The organism is Candidatus Zixiibacteriota bacterium, from assembly GCA_040756055.1.
In the GTDB taxonomy this organism is placed as follows: Bacteria; Zixibacteria; MSB-5A5; order GN15; family FEB-12.
Map to the genome: position 1 here is coordinate 22631 of JBFLZR010000002.1, position 19816 is coordinate 42446.

Consider the following 19816-nt stretch of genomic DNA (forward strand, 5'->3'; position numbering starts at 1 on the left):
TAGTTATGGTTTTGCTCTCGGGGCTCACTTGATAACCTCCGGCGGGTCGTTTTTATTCCAGCTGAACGTCGGCTGTTCATATGTGAGCGGGTAGTCCTTGCGAAGAGGATGACCATCGAGCTCATCAGGAGTGAGAATCTTGGTCAGATTGGGATGTCCTTCAAAGACGACACCCATCAAATCGTAGACTTCTCTTTCCATCCAGTCCGCGGCAGACCACAGATCGGTGAGTGATGCAACGCGAGGATTTTCGCCGGGAAGTCTGACCTTTATGAAGAAACGGTAATGGTTCGCAAGTGAATAAAGATTGTAGACAACTTCAAATCGGCCGTCCTTTTCCTGCGGGTGATTGAGCCAGTCGAGCGAGGTTATATCGGAGAGATAGTTGATTTTCAACTGGGAATCATCAAGCAGGGCCTGGCAAATCTCGACCAGAAATTCTGGCTTTATATAAAAGGACTGCTGGCCTCTGAAGTTATCCTCGCGGATAATGGCTTCAGTGAAGCGGGAGTTTAAGAGTGCTCTGACCTTATCTTCCATCAGGATAGCTTGTTCCAATTTTCACAAGGACCGAAGTCTTACTTTTCTTTTACCTTTTCGCAAGAGCTTAGACCGCCTTGCGTCCCCACTCGTCGTGTTTGTCTTTGAGGGATTCTTTTTCCACTTTAGCATGCAGCTTCAGGATACCATCCATAAGCTGCTCCGGACGGGGAGGACATCCGGGTACATACATATCGACAGGAATAATCCTGTCAACTCCCTGCAGAAGGGCATAGTTGTTAAAAACGCCGCCACAGGAGGCACAGGCGCCCATAGCTATAACCCACTTCGGGTTTGGCATCTGTTCATAGAGCGTTCTTACGACGGGGGCCATTTTCATAGAGACTCTTCCCGCGACAATCATCAGGTCCGCCTGACGAGGAGAAGGCCGGGCTACTTCCATGCCGTAGCGCGCCAGATCGAAATGCGAGGCGAAAGTGGAAATCATTTCGATCGCGCAACAGGCCAGCCCGAACGAGAACGGCCACATCGAGCGCTTACGCGCCCAGTTGACAACCTTATCAAGGGTGGTCAATATAATTGAATCAGGAATTTTTTCTTCTAATCCCATTTGAAGGCTCCTCGGCCAAGTTCATACAGGTAACCGATGAGAATCACGCCCACAAAAACAGCAATGGCCCAGAAGCCGTACATGCCGAGATCGCGAGATACGACCGCCCAGGGATAAAGAAAGATAACCTCGATATCAAACAGGATAAAGGAAATGGCAACGAGGTAGAACTTTACCGGGACGGGGTCTCGGGTGGTTCCTATCGGCTCTACACCGCACTCATAGGGGTCGCTTTTGCGGCCAAGTTTGGTTCGACGCCCCAGAAAAAGCGAAAGGAGAACGAATACAATTGCGATAATCGCAGCCAGCATCAGAAGCAATAAGATTGGGAAAAAAGTCTCAAACACAGCTGATATTCCTTTAGCCAAATAATTTGGTAACTTTAAGCGTTATACGGACATTTGTCAAGATATTTTGGAATAAAAGCCGGATAAAATGATTCCCGCTCTTTTTCGCCGAACATGTTAAGTTATTATTTTAAGGGAAGTTGCGAAATCAGGTTCCTCGGGCACCGCAATCACACCAACAGCTACAATAAGATAAGGTCATGTCGCGGCATCAGTCGTCAAAGTCGACCAGATAGTCCGCAAAAGAATTCGTGGTCCGCAAAAGATATAGTATATCTTGCCTGTCGAAGCCGCCGTAAGCCGTGGAATATCCATAGAAGCGAACAGTTTTTTCCGATATGTTTTCTTCAAACCACCCTCCCCCTATCACTCGGTAAGAATCAGTCAGGATTTCATACATATCGGGCTTTTTGGCCCACCCGGACGGTATATCACTGAGGTCGCAAAATCGCTTCACAAGATCAGCGTGGTATCCGTAATCGTCTATTGGGCCATAAGCCATAGCAAACTCATCGGGCCCGTTTATCAGGATGAACTTCCCCACCATTCTAACGGGAGCATCGATGGTACCGACTTTTTCGCCCGCGGTGTCGGGCGTATCAGAAAGGAAGATTATGGTGGTTTTTGTCGGTGCGGTCATCTGTTACATGTCAACACGGATGTGATTGGAGAAAATCCACCCCCGGCTGCCTTTCCAGGCTTCAACACGGTAGATTCCCTTTCTAATCTCGCTGAAATCCAGAGCATCGGTATCAGCCTGAACTATGGTCTCTCCGTTGTGAACGAGCCTGAGGTCGGCCGTTGAGGGCAGGTTCACAATCAGGCGAGCGCCATTGGGTGAAGTCAACGTCCCACCACAGGTTACTTTTTCCGAACCGGATTGAAGATAAAATTCAAAGTCATCCGCCGCTCCCCACCGCATGTTCGAGAAATACAGACGGCAGTCGCGGATGGCATCATAGAGTTGCCGCTTCGCCGTATCGAAATCATCGGAGAACCTATCGGCCATAATGATGTGAGTTCTCAAGCATCTGAAGTGTACTTTATACGGGAATATCTCGACCGTGAACGGACCGACTTTGACTGGAAAAGCATGGGCATCGACTCCGGCTATACCGACTACTTTGCGATTCATGTTGAGTTCATCCCACGTCTTGAGAATTCGTTCGGTCGGTCCGGCCATCGATTTGCGAGGCGACAGCGACATAAGGAGCTTGTTGTAGCGGGTGAGCTTTTCCATCCATTCCGACATCTGGTTCCACAGCTCGATTCCGACAAACCCGTCGACCGACCAATCAGTCCACGGGTAGGCGGGATGTTCTCTCAGAGCGGTCCTGATTTCATCGGGGTGCGCCAGAATACCCAGGGCGCCATCTTTGGCGCCCGCTGCCACATACTCAGCGGCCGTCATATGCTTCGGGTAGACGCCGGGCGAATCAAACAGCAGATAGTGATGATGATCGTTCTGGTCATTGTGTTCATAACCGACAGCAACGAGAGTGTCGCCATAGAAACCCTCGAGGCCGTTCTCACGATTATTTAGGTTCATGTGGTCGGCGAACATCATGAACTCAAGTCCTGCCCTGCGGCCGATAGAGACAACCTCTTCAAGAGACTTGGTTCCATCAGATTCGGTCGTGTGAATATGTATGGCCCCGGTGTAAACGTACCAGTCGCCGATTTTCTTAGGCATTGTCGCTCCCGTGAGTGTCGGGTACTTTCCTGAATATATATAGACCGAACAGCATCATCAAACTCAGTGATAATACGGCAATCTTGTAAGGCAGTTTGATATAGTCGGATGGCTGGATATTGAGCCACTCGATTGCCGTTCTCCCAAGATATCTATCGGCATAAAAATAGTACACGACAGCGGTCCAGATAAGCGGGCCTATGATGGCCGCGGCGCGGCCGGAAAGCGAGAACAAACCGAAAAATTTCCCCAGTTCCTCGCGGGGCACGAGTTCGGCCAGCATTGGACGCGATGTTGTCCAGAGTCCCCCGAGAAGTATACCGACAAATGAGCCGAGGATCCAGGTAACCACGGGATAATCCAGAAAGACAAAGGCCATCAAGGATACTACCCAGCCGATTACGATCGAGCGCAGCAACTTTTTGAGGGACCACTTCTGCGCAATCTTGCCAATCAGAAAGGAGCCGGCCACGGCTGAAACGGTGGAGACAATCAGAAATCGCGTGATATCCGTCTCAGCGAAGCCGATGACAATGGAGCAGTAAAGACCAATATTAATGATAACGGTGGTAGCAGCGTCTTCGAAGAAATAATCGGCTATCAGAAAGCGCAGGACGCCGGGATATTTTTTCGTAGCCGTTATACCTTCCCACACCTCCCGATACGCCTTTCTCAGATTCACTTTTCCCGGTTTGGTTATGGGCGCTTCGCGCACCCACCAGAAGAGCGGCAGGGCGAAAAGGAAAAAGAGAACGGCGGTCGGCACGAACGAACCGGTCTTCCCTCCACCTTCAATAAGCGGGACATCGAAAGAAAAAATATTCCCCGTCACGAACGCCAGACCCACGACCATACCCGCGACCGAACCCACATAGCCCAGTGCGACGCCTATGCCAGAGACGAATCGCGCCCTCTTCCCTTCCGCCACCGAGTACAACAGAGCGTTGTAAAACGGCTGTCCGGCTTCGTAGGCGAAATTGGCGATAATAAAAAGTATCACGACCACAAGTACGGCCTGAGGCGGCACCGCGGCCATTAATCCCACCGCCATGCAACACGTCAGCGTGAACAAAAACAGAAATATCTTCTTTTTGCTGGAATGATCGGAAACGGCTCCAAGCGCCGGTAAGAGCAAAGCGGCAATGACCATAGATATCGAAAACGGGATATCAAAAAAGCGGTCGTCCTTACCGAGATCTTCGACGATATACCGCTTGAGGTAAAGCGAGACGATGTTCATGGAGTAGATAGTGTTGGCGAAATCATAGAGAGTCCAGCCGACTATATCTTTTCTCCACAGGGAGGTCGCATTATCCATCAACTATAAACCAAGTGTATCTGAAATAGTCAACATGCCATCACGAACGAGGAGCATGAACTGTTCCAATTCCAGACCCAGGTTGGAACAGGCTGCCATATTTTCCCGGGTGGCGCCGGCGGCGAACCGTTTTTCTTTGAATCGGCGGAGCATGAACTCGCCATCGACCGAGGCAATCTTCTTATCCGGATGCATCAGGGCGCAGGCGACGATAAATCCCGTGGTCGGATCGACCGAATAGAGAGCCCAATCCAGTTTGGATCGGCACGGCACATGACCCGGATGAGCGTGAATGGCATAGATCATATCATCCGGCAAATCGTACTCTTTGAGCCACTCCTCGGTGATGTAGGTGTGATTGGAGGCGTCGTCTTTGGTCTGGTTATAATCCAAGTCGTGCAGCAAACCGGTCAGCCCCCAGTACTCAACATCTTCACCCATATGTTCAGCGAGTTTGCGCATGCCCGCTTCGACGGCCAATATGTGCTTCAAGAGGTTATTGACGCCTATCTTCTTTTCGACCAGTTGATAGGCTTCGTCTCGCGTCAGTGTTAGTTGCGACATATCTCGAATAAATCCAGATTCGCTCCTTAAGTCAAGGAGCATCTTGACGGTCGGTCGTCCGCTTCAATTGAGAAAATGCCAGGTGATTCCGAAATAGCTGTAGCGGCCGGGGTTCACAAAGTAGTCGCGCGGAGAATATACTTTACTCAGAGCGTTCTGTTGCACCCAGTGAAAACGGAAGTCTTTTATTCTGAAAGAAAGTTTCGTGTTGATCACAGCGGCATTACCAAGATCGGGCTCTTCGTAGCCGATATATTCTCCGGTATAGACAACTTCGGCATAGGCATAGAGGTGAATATTCCTCTGCGGCCAGAACTGATGAAGCTCCGCACCGGCAAAAGCCTCGTATTCGGGCTGGTATGGTCTCTGCTCGAACCGTTCATATTCAATGCGATGATACGCCCCGCCCGCCGTCAATCGCAGGGCATCGCCCAGACGGAGCCTTTGCTGAAGGCAGACATCGAGAAAGTCAAAATTGATATTTGCGGGAGAAAACAAGGTGTAGCTGACAAACACGGAATCCCTGAGTTCAGTCGTGATCCAGTCGATGCCGTTAAATACTCGCCCGGCGGTGACAGTCAGGCGTGCACTGGTGGAGACACCGCCGAGTTCCATCATAGCGCTACCGACAACCTGTCTCTCCTTTACGAGATCCTTATTGCCCGTATCGGCGTAATCATCCGCCTCAGAGGAGCTAAGCGAGGCCCGCTGATAACGCAGATTCAATTCGTGAAGCGATGGAGCGCGTTCGTGATACCCGGCCGATAGCAGAAAAAATGATTTCTCGTTGTCGGAGAAAAGCATCAGCGATGCCGACGGCATGGCGCTGAAACCTTGGACCTTTTCGACGCCGCCGATCATCGCCCAGCGCAAACCGGGGTTCAATCGCGCCACGCGAATAGTGGCCTTTCCCCCGTTGCGATCGAATTCATCGAAGCCATCCTTGAAAATCTTCCTGTCCCCCTCGATTTCGGCGGTAAAGATCGAATTGCCGGAGGACCACTCACGAACCAAAAACAAGCCATCTCCGTTTATGTCGAACCTGCCTTTGTAGGTACCATCTATGTTTGACCCCTGCTTGAGATAGCTGTAACCGATTTCCGTTCGAACGGTGTGTTCGGGGTTGTGTTTCTCCAGAGCGATCTGCGCCTTGCGGTCAATACGGTTGCGTTCGAGAACGGCGCCCGCTTCTTCGGGCTTCACGCGGAAGAGTCCGCCACGACTGTAAAGCTGCCCGGAAAATCTGATGCCATAATCGATGCCCAGCGGCTGAAACAGTCGGCCGGTGTATTGGTATTGATCGTCCCTGCCGGCGGGGATGAGACCGGAGGTATTGCGATACCCAATTGACAGATCAAGGTCTCTGCCTGAAATGAACTTCTTCGAATATTTCCCCCGCACATAGTTGTAATCGAACGATCCCTGGTCGACCATGAAAGCGCTCTCGGGCGTATAGGTGTCCGGCTCTTCGGGTAATGTCACCATCGTCGCGATTGCCTGGTCGCCCCCGAATAACTGACCGGCAGGGCCGGGCAATATATATATGTGATGATCAAGCTCCATGGGAATATCGTTGAAATCTATCATTCCATCGGGCTGGACAACATGCTCAAACGGTGAGAGCGCCAGTCGATTGGCGACCACATTGAGGCGGTTACCGGTCAGACCGAAAGGCTGAACGGTCTTGCGCATTGGTGTCGCACTGTAATCACGAACCGTGTATGATGGGTTGAAACGAAAGTAGTCACCGGCATCGTGATAAAACGAGCGGTCCACTTCATCGCGCAGATCGAGCCTCGGAGTCGTAAAGTAGGTGAGAACGCTATCGAAAAAGACAATCGATGGCTTTCGCTCCTTGCGGCTCTCCTGAAAATCTTCGCGCTTCTGCTGGAATTCGAGGATGGACTTCTGGGCGCCTGTCAGGCTGTCAGTCATAATCAGACTGTCTGCCATAGTTGAGTCCAGCGGCAAGGCCTCTTGGACCGGGGGGACGTACAAGGTATCTTCCTCCTGCGCGGCAATGCCGGAGACAACAATAAGCGATGACATTAAAATCAGAATGCGTTTCATGCGGCCCTCTCCCTGTTATACACAAATCGGGCCGGCCGGAACAACAATGAAAAGATGATCATGTTAGTTACCAGTGATATCAGCGACCACAGCATGCCCGCCACGAACCGGGGCCAGAACGGCCTGAACACCCAGGCATCGACAATATTCACCGGCAGGTAGAACAAAAACGTGCAAGCAGTCGCGCTGATGATAAGAGCGTAGGTAAGCTTCCTTCCGGCAAGTTCCACATATCCCAGACGGTGGAAGAATGCCCCCACCAATCCGCTGAGAGACGTCCCGGCAACTTGAGCGACCATAATCGGCGGCGCGGCAGGACCGAACGGATTGAGGATTGTCCAGAGGGCCATCCCCATCGCTCCAACGAGAAGCCCCGGACCAACGCCCCACATCACCCCCGCCAGAAAAACTATAAAGAATATCAGGTTGACATTAGGCAGGTATGACAAACCCCACGACAGCACATAAATAAGCGCTGAGAACAGCGCTATCCGGGGTATCAGCCGCAGCCTTAAACTCATCTGATCACAAGGACCTTTGTTTTTTCTTCGGTCAAAAGAACCTTATCGTCTCGGCTCGCGAAAAGCTGCGCTACCGCTATGTAGACGCCGGAGGCAACCTCTTTGCCGGAGGCGTTTCGAAGGTTCCATTCAATCCAGTACTCGCCAGTCTCAGGATCGGAATCAGCGATCTCGTCGATGCGGCCGACGTGATCGCCGGCAACGCTGAAAATATCGCAGACAATGTATGGATCGTCAGTATAGTACCCGTAAATAGGAACCCCCAGCGAGTCGGTCGGCACCTGAAACTTGAAACTAATTCCGTTGTCGCCCAACTCACTCGCTACAGCCGGATTCGGATAAGGCGTGAACATAGCGGCCGGCAGGTTCAGACGAGTGGAGTCAAGGACGGTGCGCTCCGATTCTACCGAGTAGCTTATCAAAAACAGGTTGAAAGGATTATACAGGTCGTTGATCGGCGACGCCGGCGCAAACATCATGGTTGCCGAACGGTATCGCTGCAAGTCGCTTATATAGAAAGAAAATTCATGGTTCGTTGCTGTAGTAAGGGTCGATTCAGCAACAACGGTGGAGTCGATATTCTCCTGCAACTGAAAAACGGTATTGAATCCCCAATCGTAAGGAAAATCCGAATCAAGATCAACCGTGATGGTAAATACCGAGTCGACGTGCACAATGTCATAATCACCGGGGGGTCCGTCAACCTGAACGGAATCATTACAGGCCGGGAATGTTCCATCAAGACATGCCCAGTAAGTGGTATCCGGAACAAGGTTCTGCAGGCCATTCAATTTCAGATAGAAAGCGCCGTTGTGGTCAGGCGAGAAAATATTCTCCCATTCGCCAACGTTTATCGGCTCCGTGTAGTCGGTGTGAACAGCCATGTTGCTGTCACCGGGCAGTTCCAGAAATTCCTCGAGATAGCTGTTTCGCTCGGAATAACCGATACCGTCAGGAGCCATGTGGGCTCTTGAACCGGTATAGTAGTTCCACAGCATAAATTCATGGAACGAAGAGGCAAAAGATTCGTCTCCCCCGGTATACGTACTGATGACATTGTCGGTTGATTCCAGGAAGTCATCGGTCCCCATCCCGAGGGTAGCGCAGCCAAGCCAGATATCTCTGATTAGATTCGGACTGTACTTTTCAGACAGAAACAGCGGATAGAGCATGCTCGAGTAGGGATGGAGGTCGAAGCTGTTTATGAATCTTCGAATCGAGGCATAGGGTTCACGAAAGAAGAACGGGAGATAGAAGTAATAGTCATTGATCTGGTCGTACATTTCTTCTTCCATCCAGGTCGCCGACATTTCCATCCAGGCACTCCGGTAGGCAGTTGTGTCGAGAGAGACGAAAGCGCCTTCGGTGAAATCTATGCCGTACTGAACGACGTGAAAGAATTCGTGGGCGCAGGTGACTCTAACGGCGTCGAGCGGGCGGTCTTGATATTCACTGAATTCGGCGTAGTCATTATCTATCAGCATAAAAGCTGTGGCCCTGCTACTGGCCGTGGTACCGTCGATATGAACCGAGTCCAAATAGGTCATTCCGTATACGGCGAAACTGAAATTGACCAAATATACATCGAACTCCGGTCCGGCGGGGTCGTAAGAGCCGTCACTCGGTGGCGGCGGATAGCCGAGGTCGTCCACCAGATGCGAATAGACTTCGTCGAAGATAGCTGCAACCGATTCGGGGTAGCCGCTGGCAACGGCGTTGTCGCCCGATGTCGTGTAGTGGACGCGAAAAATCCCTGACGGTGACACTAGTGATTGATCCAAACCGGCCGGGCGCTCCGCTGCCTGCGTTCCCAGTTCCTTGAGAAGGTTGGGGTCGAGCTTATCCTGATTCAGAACGAAATCCCTGATTGCGGGCGTGCCGCACTTGACGGGAAGTTCGCCCATTTGCTCAAAGGCCGTACTGAGTGATGTTGCCTGGCTTCGGCTCATCTGGCCGGTAGCATACATGTATGCCTGAATAATCTCAACCTGCGTTTCCCGGCTCAATTGGTCGGCAAAGGCAGCGGCCGCCAGACAGACGAGAGCAGCGGTGACAATAATGGATACTTTCAAACTCGCCTCACTTTTTCAATTCCTTTAACTTCTCCAGACATTCGTAAGGTACCTTTTGCGAACCTACGGCGTCATACCGGGCGTTCAGCCCGTGGAAATCCGAACCTCCGGTAACGAGCAGACGGTGCCTGTCGGCCAGATGGCGATAACGATCCACCTGGGATTGCTGGTGCGATGGATGGTACGCCTCAACACCGTCAAGTCCAAAACCAATCAGCATATCAAGATATTTGTCTTTGTCGCCTATCCCGGGGTGAGCCAGAACCGCCAGACCATCGGCCTGATGAATAAGCTCCATAGCTCTCTGCGGAGTGAAATTCACCTTTGGCACATAAGCCGGACCATCATTGCCTATATACTTGACGAATGCCTCCTCATAGGTATTCGTGGCTCCGCGCTGGAAAATGGCTTTCGCTACATGGGGACGACCGACAACCGTGCCGTGCGACTGCTTCAGTACATCGTCGAAGGTAATGTCGACACCAAGCTCATTGAGTTTTTCCACCATCAATTTTCCTCGCCGGCTCCGGTGGCTCTGGAAATCATCAAGAGCCTGCCGCAACTGTGAATTGTCCGGGTCGAACATATAGGCCAGAAGGTGCATGTCGGCGTCATCCACCGTTACGGAAAGTTCAACGCCCGTTATCAGTTCCGGGTCATCTTTGTCCATCAGCTTTCTGATGGCCCGAAAGCCCTGAAGGGTATCATGGTCAGTGACGGAAAAGGCCTGTATGCGGCTGTTTCTCACAAGCTCCAGCAACTCTTCCGGTTGACTCGCGCCGTCAGAGTAGCATGTGTGGAGATGTAAGTCAACATACCGCTTCATCTACAGTTTGCTTTCTACCCGTTTTTTAATCCTCTGAGCTATCTGCTGACCTTCTTTAATGATTTCGTTGGCTTCGCCCTTCATTTTGCTGACGAACTCTTTATCGCTGATTGAGGTGAGGTTTATTTTGACGTTGTACCCGGCGCCTTCAATAGCCACCATACCCATCAGGCCGGCCACACCGGCATCGCTGATTGAATTTTCGTTGCCTTTGTTGGCGACGATTTCCGTGAGCTTCATGACTTCCAGGGCTTTCTTCATCACCGTGAGCGGCACGGAAGCGGCCCCTTTGTTGGCCTCTTCTATGATGGCATCATCTTTTGTCTTGAAGGCTTCCATCACCTTGTTGAAAGCCTCTTTGTCAGTCTCGATTAATGTAGTAAGCTCCGCCCTCAGGGCATCACACTTATCACGTATCTCGGACAGTTCATCTTTGACATCGGCATATTTTTTCTTGCCGACCGTCAGACGGCAGACCATTGCTGAAAGGGCGGCCGACAGAACGCCGGCTGAAGCCGCCACCGAACCGCCTCCGGGAGCTGGAGATGAAGACGCTACTTCATCGTAAAAAGTCTCTTTTGCCGCACCGGAGACCGAACTTGCGGCTTTGAGCTTCTCCTCGAGAATCTGGGCCTTGGAGAAGTTCTCGAGACGAAGATAGAAATCGCTGACCGCCACCAGGGCGTCATTGGGGACCAGCCCGATGACTTCGGAAGAAGTTACGTTAACCCCATATCGAGCCGCTTCGGATTTTATCGTCTCAAAAACGCGGAAGATCGGAGTTTTGGTGTACTCGACAAGGTTCATCGAAATCTGAACCTGGTCGCGTTCTTTGATTTCGAAGCCCAGAGCCTTAACGTAGCGGTAGCCGCCCTTTAATGACCTTACCGCGTCGGCGATATTATCGGCAATCCATTTCTTATTGGTGTCGAGGTAGACGTTGAACGCCACCAGCGGGAAGCGCACCCCGATAGCGGTGGAACCGGCTTTAAGGTTCATTTTGGAGGGGCCGTAGTCCGGCTTGCGGGATTTGTCGGTCTCGATGCTGTCGCGGATACCTTCGTACTCTCCCTGGCGAACATTGGCCAGGTTCTTGCGCTTCGATGAAGTAGCGGCGTCTTCGTAAAGATACACGGGAATCTGAAGTTCCTCGCCGACCCTCTTGCCGAGCTTGTTAGCCAGCTCGATAGCGTCTTCGATGGAGACGTCTGAAATCGGAATGAACGGGCAAACATCGCAGGCGCCCATGCGGGGATGCTCGCCTTTATGAGTGGTCATATCGATCAATTCGGCTGCCTTCTGATAACCGCGGAAGGCCGCCTCGACGGCGTTATCCGGGTGAGAGACGAAGGTTACCACAGCGCGATTATGGTCACGATCCATTTCCTTGTCAAGCAGGACGACTCCGTCGACCGAAGTTATCGCTTCACAGATAGCGTCGATAACCTCGGGACGACGGCCTTCGGAAAAATTAGGAACACATTCAATTAGCTTAGGCATGTTTTTCTCCGGAATGATTAAGACTTGTATTTTCTTTTCAGACCCCATGCCAGCAATGGAATCATTATCTCATGGTGGCCAACGAAATTAAAACCGGTCCCTGCCTTGTGAGTGGGACGGTCGACAATGTTAACTTTGGGACGATAATGCATGATCATGTCAAAGTTGGCAGTGGTCAGCTGATTTTTGCCCTTGCTGATATTGCGGGCCACAGTCAGCGCTTTGAGAAAGACCTCTGGAAGAATGACCGCTGACCCGATATTGGCTACCACGCCACCTTTGTTTATTTCCGTGCAGATATTTGCCAGAACCCGGAAATCCACGTGAGACGCCTCGCCAAGATGCGCAGCGTTGAAGGTCGGTTGCTGCGAGATTATATCAGTACCAATTCCCATGTGGACGGTGACCGGAAGACCGAGCTTGTATGCCGACGCGAAAAGCGAGTACCTCGCGTATTTCGCCTTGCGGGTCGAAATAAATTGCCCGCCGGCCTGGCCGAGACCGAGATTTTCATCCGAGGCGATATCCCCGATCGAAGCTATCATCTCCCCCGTCTCTTTCACCATGCCGAATGAGCCGTCCTGAAGTCCCGCCTGAACATCTTCCGACGTTCCTCCGAAAAAGGCCAACTCAAGGTCATGGATAAGCCCGGCTCCATTGAAAGAAAGCCCGGTCACCAGACGCCGCTTCATAAGATCTATAATGACCGGTGAGAGTCCCACTTTAATGGTATGAGCGCCCAAAAGAAGGTGAAACGGACGGCCCTTCTTTCGCGCCTTTATGACCAGATCGATAAATTCGTTGAAATCGGCAGCCTTCAGCATCCTGGGCAGCGACTGAAGAAAATCAGAACCTGACAGGCCCTTTAAGGGCCGTCCGAAAGAATTCACGGTAGTCCTGTTCTTGCGTAACGCCATTGAATACTGCTTGACCTTATTGAGGTCGATAGGCTGAATTTTGGGTCTTTTCTGAGGCATACTAAAAAACTTCGAGATCACCCAATTGGTAATCGGTCAGCTCAGCGGAAATGGAGCCAACCAGAACTTTCGACTTCATCAAAACAGGCATTTTGAGGCGGTCATCGGTTAACCATACTGTCAACTGTCCTTCGTGTTTAAACACGCCGACAGACTGCAAAAGCGGTTCCACCACCACGCAATCGAAAGTGCCCGCATCGACAGTAATCTGCTCCTTCTTCAGTACCTTGACCTCCAGAGGGTACATCTTTCCGTCCGTAAAATTATCCACGAAAATCGATTTGCCCACCTCGAGCTCCCTGGTGCGTACATAGTAAAGCACGGAAAGAGCGTCCTGGATGTAAGGACTGACTTCTATGGTGTCTTTTTCAAAAAAGACAACATTGTTGCGCTGGTCGAAACTGTACTGCTTGTCGGAGCGATAATTTCCCTCTCTAAGCTTCTTCTCGAAGCGCCAGGAGAATATGCCGAGGGCATCGATTATGGACTCCACGCTGTCGGCGACCTGGAAGAAGTTGGAAAAGAAACTGTTGGAATAGGCCCTGGTGACAATTTGGTAACAGGGACGGCCGTTGTACTCAATAAGCCGGGCGACTTCCATCGTGGCGTTACCGGCATTTATGAATCCATAGTTGATATCGAAATCAAATTTCTCATTGACACCGAAAGCCACGTTCTCGACATAGCGGTCTATAGAGCCGTAGGCTTCGGTCTGCTGGACACTATCCTGCGAAGCCGCTCTGGCGATACCTATCTCTATTAAGAGAAAGTAAAACAGTGGGACCAAGCCGATAACGGCGATGACCGACACTATCACACCCGGTATTTTAGATCTGATTTCCACCGACCTTCTCATCAATCCTTTTTACAATCTCATCGAGAATCTTGCCGAGATGTTCCCCTATCTCAAGGAACGTCTCATTGTATCGATCGAGCGACTGTCCGATCGGGTCAACCACACCCTCGCCGTCCGCGCCCCCATCGGGAAAGTTCTTAAACAGATATGTTTTGCTTTCCGCGTTTCTTTTCAGCCGGATAATCTCACGGTAGTGTTCGGGGGTCATGGCAAATATCAGGTCCGCCCTGTCAATCAGGGTCGAGCTTAACGGACGTGATAAATGTTGGGACAGGTCAACCTCCCATATCTTTGAGGCTTCGTTGGCATACATCGTGGCCGGGAAACCCGTCGCGGCAGCCGTACCCGCGGAGACAACTTCAAACTTGCCGGGCCGTTTCTTATCAAGAAGCATCCTGAGAGCCCCCTCGGCCATGGGTGAACGGCAGGTATTGCCGGTACAGACAAACAGTATCGTGAAAACGTCGCTCATATCAATTGACTCTTCAGTATCTGCTGGATATCATCCGCGGCTATGGCTCCCTCACGGAGAATTACGGCCTGTTCCTGACTGACATCGACAACCGTTGACACGGTGTTATCCAGCACACCGACGTCAATGTACAAATCCACCTTGCCGCCGAACGCCCTGGCGATTTCATCCACCGTATCGAGATCCTCAGTCCCCGACAGGTTGGCCGAGGTGGCCGTTACGGGAAACGCAACTTCCTTGAGCAGGGCTTTGATAAACGGCGCCGATGAAAGCCTGATGCCGATTTTGCCATCCACCACCAGCGGTTCGCCGAGATCATGCGTGGCTTCCAAAACCAGTGTGAGCGGACCGGGCAGAAATCTCTCCGCCAACCGCTTCGCCGCCGGGTTAAAAACAGCATAGGACGAAATATCACGCTGGTCGCGCACAAATATCGCTGTCGGAAGCTTCACCGGCCGGCCTTTGATGCTATAAAGCCTCGAGACAGCCGAAGGCTGATCGGCACGCGCCAGAAGACCGTAGCGAGTCTCTGTCGGCGCGACGACCAGTCCGCCATCCTTCAGCACGGCGGCCGCCTTAGCCACTACGCCTGCATCCGGGACAGCATATTCAACAGCGTCAATTCTCGGGCTCATCATTTCCAATCACACCTTTCGGTTCTTCAACGGCCGGCAATGAATCTATCGGCTGAGGCGTCAGCAAGTCCTCATAAAGCGGTGTGGCCTCATTAACACGTACCGTTACGGCAACGACCCAGGCATCGGTATAACCCGCCTCCTTGACCCTCATCATGTAATCTTCCGCCTTCTCCCGATCACTGAAATTGCCGACTCTGACCTTGTAATAAGGCACTTCATAATCGAGAAAAATCGGACGGTCAAAAATCTCTTCGGCCACTTTTACCGAAAACCTGGCGTCCCCATAAACCTTGCTCGTAAAAATCTGTATTCGAAACGCCTGGTTGTTCAGGGTGTCGATGCTTCCCGCCGTGACATCGGGTTGTTGATAAGAAGTATCCGTGGTAGCATCGGCCTGAACAAACGCGCTCTGGCCCGCGATATCAGCGGATCTCGGGTGCGTTACCGGCACCACTTCGTGATCCTCCGGCAACTCAAGCGGATCGAATCCGCGGGGGTCAGACACCGCTACCGAAGGTCGCTCTTTCTCTTCTTCGGCGACCTCCTTTTTCACTATGCATCCGACCAACAGCAATATGGCCAGCGATATTGCGACCGGTCTATAAATAACGATGCGTTTTTTCATTCTCGTCCAATCTCGCCAGAATCTGTTTGATCTGGTCGGCCTTGGTGCGGTGTACCACCAGGGTTATGTCTTTCGACCTGACAACCACGAGGTCGGAGACTCCCAGACAGGCAATAATACCCTCGGCATCATTGTAAATGATGGTCTCATAGGATTCCTGTGTCACGGCATCACCAATAATCACGTTGCGATCCGAGTCTACATTCTTATACCGCGCCAACGCATTCCAGCCTCCAATATCATCCCATAAAATGTCGGCTTTGACAGTCAAGACGTTCCCGGCTTTCTCCAGCACGGCGAAATCTATCGAAATCGCGGTGGCCCGCTCATACATCCGCAGGCAAGCGTCGGCTTCGCCTTTGGTGCCGATATGTTTGGAGTATTCATCGAGAAGTCTGCCGAGGTCCGGTTGATGCTCCGATATCGCCTTCAGAATGCTTTTGGCCGACCAGATGAACATACCGCTGTTCCAGAGATAGTCATGGCTGTAATAGTATTCGTGCGCCACGGCCAGCTTGGGCTTCTCGGTGAAAGCCGCAACTTTGTAAAAAACGTATTCGCCTTCGTGTTTGTACATGTTGCCCAATTTGATGTACCCATAGGCGGTTTCCGGACGCGTGGGGACGACACCAATCGTAATCAAGCAATCTTCGGCAGCCGCGATAGCCGTACCGGCCTCGATAATCTTGAGCAACTTTTCGGCGGGTCTTATCAAATGATCGGCGGATAACGTTACCATCACCGCCTCTTTGTCCTGATGCAGCAGATGAACGGCGGCCAACCCGATTGCTACACAGGTGTTGCGTCCCATCGGCTCACACAACAGATGTCCGCCGTTAAGGTCCTTCACATTGTCATTGATGAAACGCGTCATGGACTCGCCGGTGACAATTCGGATATTCTCATGCGGTATTAGAGGCAATACTCTGCTGATAGTCTCTTCGAGCATCGTCTTCTCCGATGTCAATCTCAGAAACTGTTTGGGTCGCTCGGCACGGGACAGCGGCCAGAAACGTTCACCCTTTCCACCCGCTAATATGACTCCGTAGACCAATTCCGGCTCCTTCGTTAAATTCTCGTAATCTGCTGATAATAATTGACTTAAACTTTTGAGTCAAGAAAAGAATCACCCCGACAGGTATTATGGAAAAAATAGGAAACGGACCACCCTGTTGCGGTCCGCTCAATACTGACATTATTGGCCTTCTTACAGAAACTTAGCCCTCTTTCGATGACGCCACAAGACTGGCCAGGACAATAGAGTGAAAACGGGTTTCGACCGAGTCCGAGTACGAGCTTACGACGGCTGGGACCTTTCCGCCATAGATCACCCCGCCCAACTGCGATTTTCCGTAAAGGCTCATCGCTTTATAAATGCCGTTAGCTGTTTCTATGTTCGGGGCGAGCAGAATATCGGCCTGTCCGGCCACCTTCGAATCGGTGATACCCTTGGATTGGGCCGCGAACATATCCACAGCAATATCAAAAGACAGCGGACCGTCAACATAAGCGCCCTTTATCTGCTTGCGGTCAGCCATTTTGGAGATAACGGCCGCGTCCATCGTCACCGGCATCTGAGGATAAATGACCTCCACCGCCGCGATCACCGCAACTCTGGGCATATCCACACCCACAATCTTGGCGACCTTGACAGCATTGTCTATCAGCGCCAGTTTGATTTTCAGATCCGGCTCCATATTCACGGCGGCGTCTGTCAGAAACAGAAGCTTTTTGTATCGTGAAGGTTTAATCGCTGCCAGATGCGAAAGTGTTCTCCCCTTACCGACAAAGCCACCCGATTTATCCAGCATCAGAGCAAGCAACTCCACGGCAGAGTAGCGCCCCAATACGAACGCGTCAATTTCGCCGGTCATTGCCATTTTGAGCGAAGCCTGCACTGCCAGATCAGGTTCGTTGATATCAATGAAGCGGGCTGAGCCAATGTCCAACCCGGCTGATGTCGCTTTCTTGCGGGCAAGTTTCTCATCACCGACGATGAACGGCTCGATGAGTCCGGCGTCTGTCGCCCGACAGAAAGCTTCGAGGGACTTGCCCTCCGATGGTACGACCAGTGCGCAACGTGGTTTCCGATCATCGGCGATTTTATCTTTTGCCCGCTGAATGATATGGTCGAAAGTATGAACCTCGGGGATTGTAAAATTCTTATCACTCATAATCAGTTCTCCCCTTTTTCCGTAACACCGTGACTGCTGTAATAATCCGACAGCACACAGGCCAGCGCAAGTGACGCTTTCTTGTTTTTCATGGTATCGGTGCGAGATACGAGCGAAACTGGAACCCTGGCCCCCACGATTACGCCGGCGAAGACAGCTTCGGCGAACTGGATCAGGGATTTCGCCACGATGTTGCATTCCTCGATAGAATCAACCAGGTAGATATCGGCATCTCCCACGACCATACCTTCGGCCTGTTTTGGATCAGCGGCGGCCTTCGATGTTGCCAGATCGAACGGCAGCGGCCCCTGAATCGCTATATCTTTGAGCTTCTTCATGGCTCGAGGGATAATGTAATCCATGTCTGATATGGTGTGCGCCAGTTTGGCCGATGGCTTGTCGTGCGCGCCCGAGACTGCAATCTTGACGGGCGACAAACCGAGTGCTCTGCCAACAAGCACGGCGTTTTCCAGAATCTGTAATTTCTGTTCTTGATCCGGTTTGACCACCATTCCACCATCGGTCAGGTTAAGCAATTTGTGATATCCGGGTATATCGAGCACGGCGCAATGCGACAGCGTATTTTTGCCGCGCAGACTATACTGCTTGTCAAGCACCACTTTGAGTAGCGCGGACGTCGGCAGAAAGCCTTTCATGATCGCCTGTGCCTGTCCTTTTGAAGCCAGTTCCGCTGCCCTGTGTGCCGCTTTGGTAACATCTTTTTCGTCGATGACTTCAAGATGACCGATATCTATGCCACCGTCCGATGCCATCCTGGTTATCGCCTGCCTGTCACCGACCAGGATCCCGTCGAGAAATCCATCGGACGCCGCCTGCGACATTGCTCCGATGACATCAACATCCTGCGCTGCGGCCGCAGCCACAGTCGGCTTGCGTCCCTGGTGGGCGATGGCAACCGCGTGTTCGATCAAATCATCCGACGAATGAATAGGTTTAGTTGTCATATAAGCTCTTTTCGTCTAATACCTTTTCAATTTCTCCTGTCCGGTGAGAAAACGCACACCGGCCGCGGCCAACGCTTCCATCTCGAACTCGCCCGATACCACGGCCACCTTACCCAGAAACGACACATAGGCGGAGATCTCGTCCACCAAACGCTGCGAGTTGGCCATGCCACCGGTAAGCACGATAGATTCGAAGCTGCCTTTCAGAGCGACCGCGGCCACCCCGATTTCTTTGGCGATTTGATATGCCATGGCATCGAAGTAAAGCTTCGCTTTGTCGTCTCCCGAGTCGATCATCTTCTCAACTTCGCGTAAATCCGAAGACCCCAGATAAGCGACCAGTCCCGATTTTTTCGACAGTTTGTCGATCATCTCTTTTTCCGTAAACTTCCCGCTGTAACACAACTTGACCAATCCACCGATCGGGACCGCGCCGGCACGGTCCGGAGAGAACGGCCCCATGCCCAGAAGCGCGTCGTTGACATCGATTACCCTGCCTTTTTCCAGCGCGGCAACGGAGACTCCTCCGCCCATATGGACCGCGACGAAATTGACTTCGTCAAGCCGTTTGCCAAGCTTCTTCGCTTCGCGCCGACAAACTTCTTTGATATTTAGAGCATGAACCCGGCACTTGCGTTCAATCTCCGGCACTCCGCTGATCCTGGCGATATCAGTGAAATTGTCAACCGTGATGGGATCCGAAATGAGCGACGGCACGCCGTACTTCTCTCCCAGGTGACGCGCGATAATGGCGCCGAGGTTCGAGGCATGATTCGAATACTTCATCTTTTTGAGATCATCGAGCATCTCATCGCTGATTTCGTAGGAGCCTCCCTCGAGAGGTTTGAGCGGCGCTCCGCGGCCGACCACAGCAGCCAGGTTGGCAGCCTCACCGGCCAGCGAGTCGATCCATTTATCGATCATGGTCATGCGGTAATCGAACTGGTCGGCGACATTGTCAAACCGGCCAAGTTCGGCGCCGTCGTGTCGAACTACCTCTTCGGCAAGTTTCTTTTCTCCATCGAAAAGCGCGACCTTGGTCGAAGTAGATCCGGGATTGATTATCAGCATCTTCGTCGGCATAGCC

General features: G+C 51.8%; 20 protein-coding genes and 1 pseudogene. All 21 read right to left on the reverse strand.

The annotated features are described in order from the left end of the window. Positions 1-24 precede the first annotated feature (24 nt). The 21 genes and pseudogenes from AB1483_03405 to buk all read right to left on the reverse strand — a co-directional run bounded on the left by AB1483_03405 (position 25) and on the right by buk (position 19812). Positions 25-540 carry an NADH-quinone oxidoreductase subunit C gene (locus tag AB1483_03405; GenBank protein ID MEW6411502.1) on the reverse strand — a complete coding sequence of 172 codons (516 nt, stop codon included), beginning with the start codon at positions 538-540 and terminating at the stop codon, positions 25-27. A 121-nt stretch (positions 541-661) separates the two neighbouring features. Beyond that, positions 662-1111 (reverse strand): annotated as a pseudogene (locus AB1483_03410) (NADH-quinone oxidoreductase subunit B family protein). Further along, entirely contained in the window at positions 1102-1458 is a 357-nt protein-coding gene (locus AB1483_03415; GenBank protein MEW6411503.1) for an NADH-quinone oxidoreductase subunit A, read from the reverse strand. The pseudogene AB1483_03410 and the gene AB1483_03415 overlap by 10 nt, the downstream one beginning before the upstream one ends. Before the next feature lie 211 nt (positions 1459-1669). Further along, positions 1670-2098 carry a hypothetical protein gene (locus AB1483_03420; protein MEW6411504.1) on the reverse strand — a complete coding sequence of 143 codons (429 nt, stop codon included), beginning with the start codon at positions 2096-2098 and terminating at the stop codon, positions 1670-1672. A gap of 3 nt (positions 2099-2101) precedes the next feature. Beyond that, on the reverse strand, positions 2102-3151 hold the full coding sequence (locus tag AB1483_03425; GenBank protein MEW6411505.1) for a histidinol-phosphatase: 1050 nt from the start codon (positions 3149-3151) through the stop codon (positions 2102-2104). Next, positions 3144-4469, reverse strand: a complete 1326-nt coding sequence (locus AB1483_03430; GenBank protein MEW6411506.1) for an MFS transporter — start codon at positions 4467-4469, stop codon at positions 3144-3146. The genes AB1483_03425 and AB1483_03430 overlap by 8 nt, the downstream gene beginning before the upstream one ends. Positions 4470-4472: 3 nt before the next feature. Beyond that, entirely contained in the window at positions 4473-5033 is a 561-nt protein-coding gene (locus AB1483_03435) for an HDIG domain-containing metalloprotein (protein MEW6411507.1), read from the reverse strand. Positions 5034-5096: 63 nt separating this feature from the next. Next, the gene (locus AB1483_03440) at positions 5097-7103 is read right to left on the reverse strand and encodes a hypothetical protein (protein MEW6411508.1); all 2007 of its coding nucleotides are present in this window, start codon (positions 7101-7103) and stop codon (positions 5097-5099) included. Further along, the gene (locus tag AB1483_03445) at positions 7100-7624 is read right to left on the reverse strand and encodes a hypothetical protein (GenBank protein ID MEW6411509.1); all 525 of its coding nucleotides are present in this window, start codon (positions 7622-7624) and stop codon (positions 7100-7102) included. Before AB1483_03445 ends, AB1483_03440 begins: the two co-directional genes overlap by 4 nt. Continuing rightward, positions 7621-9696, reverse strand: a complete 2076-nt coding sequence (locus tag AB1483_03450; GenBank protein MEW6411510.1) for an MXAN_6640 family putative metalloprotease — start codon at positions 9694-9696, stop codon at positions 7621-7623. Before AB1483_03450 ends, AB1483_03445 begins: the two co-directional genes overlap by 4 nt. 7 nt (positions 9697-9703) lie before the next feature. Then, complete coding sequence (locus AB1483_03455) at positions 9704-10522, reverse strand: PHP domain-containing protein (GenBank protein MEW6411511.1); 819 nt, start codon at positions 10520-10522, stop codon at positions 9704-9706. Next, complete coding sequence (ftcD, locus tag AB1483_03460) at positions 10523-12022, reverse strand: glutamate formimidoyltransferase (GenBank protein ID MEW6411512.1); 1500 nt, start codon at positions 12020-12022, stop codon at positions 10523-10525. Between the two features lie 17 nt (positions 12023-12039). Beyond that, the gene (locus AB1483_03465; GenBank protein ID MEW6411513.1) at positions 12040-12939 is read right to left on the reverse strand and encodes a hypothetical protein; all 900 of its coding nucleotides are present in this window, start codon (positions 12937-12939) and stop codon (positions 12040-12042) included. Positions 12940-13000: 61 nt separating this feature from the next. After that, positions 13001-13843, reverse strand: a complete 843-nt coding sequence (locus AB1483_03470; GenBank protein MEW6411514.1) for a DUF3108 domain-containing protein — start codon at positions 13841-13843, stop codon at positions 13001-13003. After that, positions 13827-14327 carry a low molecular weight protein arginine phosphatase gene (locus AB1483_03475; GenBank protein MEW6411515.1) on the reverse strand — a complete coding sequence of 167 codons (501 nt, stop codon included), beginning with the start codon at positions 14325-14327 and terminating at the stop codon, positions 13827-13829. The genes AB1483_03470 and AB1483_03475 overlap by 17 nt, the downstream gene beginning before the upstream one ends. Continuing rightward, entirely contained in the window at positions 14324-14965 is a 642-nt protein-coding gene (locus tag AB1483_03480) for an L-threonylcarbamoyladenylate synthase (GenBank protein ID MEW6411516.1), read from the reverse strand. The genes AB1483_03475 and AB1483_03480 overlap by 4 nt, the downstream gene beginning before the upstream one ends. Further along, positions 14946-15590 (reverse strand): SPOR domain-containing protein, encoded by a 645-nt coding sequence (locus AB1483_03485; GenBank protein MEW6411517.1) that lies wholly within the window; start codon positions 15588-15590, stop codon positions 14946-14948. Before AB1483_03485 ends, AB1483_03480 begins: the two co-directional genes overlap by 20 nt. Continuing rightward, complete coding sequence (locus AB1483_03490; GenBank protein MEW6411518.1) at positions 15565-16644, reverse strand: sugar phosphate nucleotidyltransferase; 1080 nt, start codon at positions 16642-16644, stop codon at positions 15565-15567. The genes AB1483_03485 and AB1483_03490 overlap by 26 nt, the downstream gene beginning before the upstream one ends. A 163-nt stretch (positions 16645-16807) precedes the next feature. Beyond that, positions 16808-17764 carry a phosphate acyltransferase gene (locus AB1483_03495; protein MEW6411519.1) on the reverse strand — a complete coding sequence of 319 codons (957 nt, stop codon included), beginning with the start codon at positions 17762-17764 and terminating at the stop codon, positions 16808-16810. Between the two features lie 2 nt (positions 17765-17766). After that, positions 17767-18729, reverse strand: coding sequence for a phosphate acyltransferase (locus tag AB1483_03500; protein MEW6411520.1), 963 nt, complete (start codon positions 18727-18729; stop codon positions 17767-17769). 15 nt (positions 18730-18744) lie between these two features. Then, positions 18745-19812 (reverse strand): butyrate kinase, encoded by a 1068-nt coding sequence (gene buk, locus AB1483_03505; GenBank protein MEW6411521.1) that lies wholly within the window; start codon positions 19810-19812, stop codon positions 18745-18747. Positions 19813-19816: the final 4 nt, after the last annotated feature.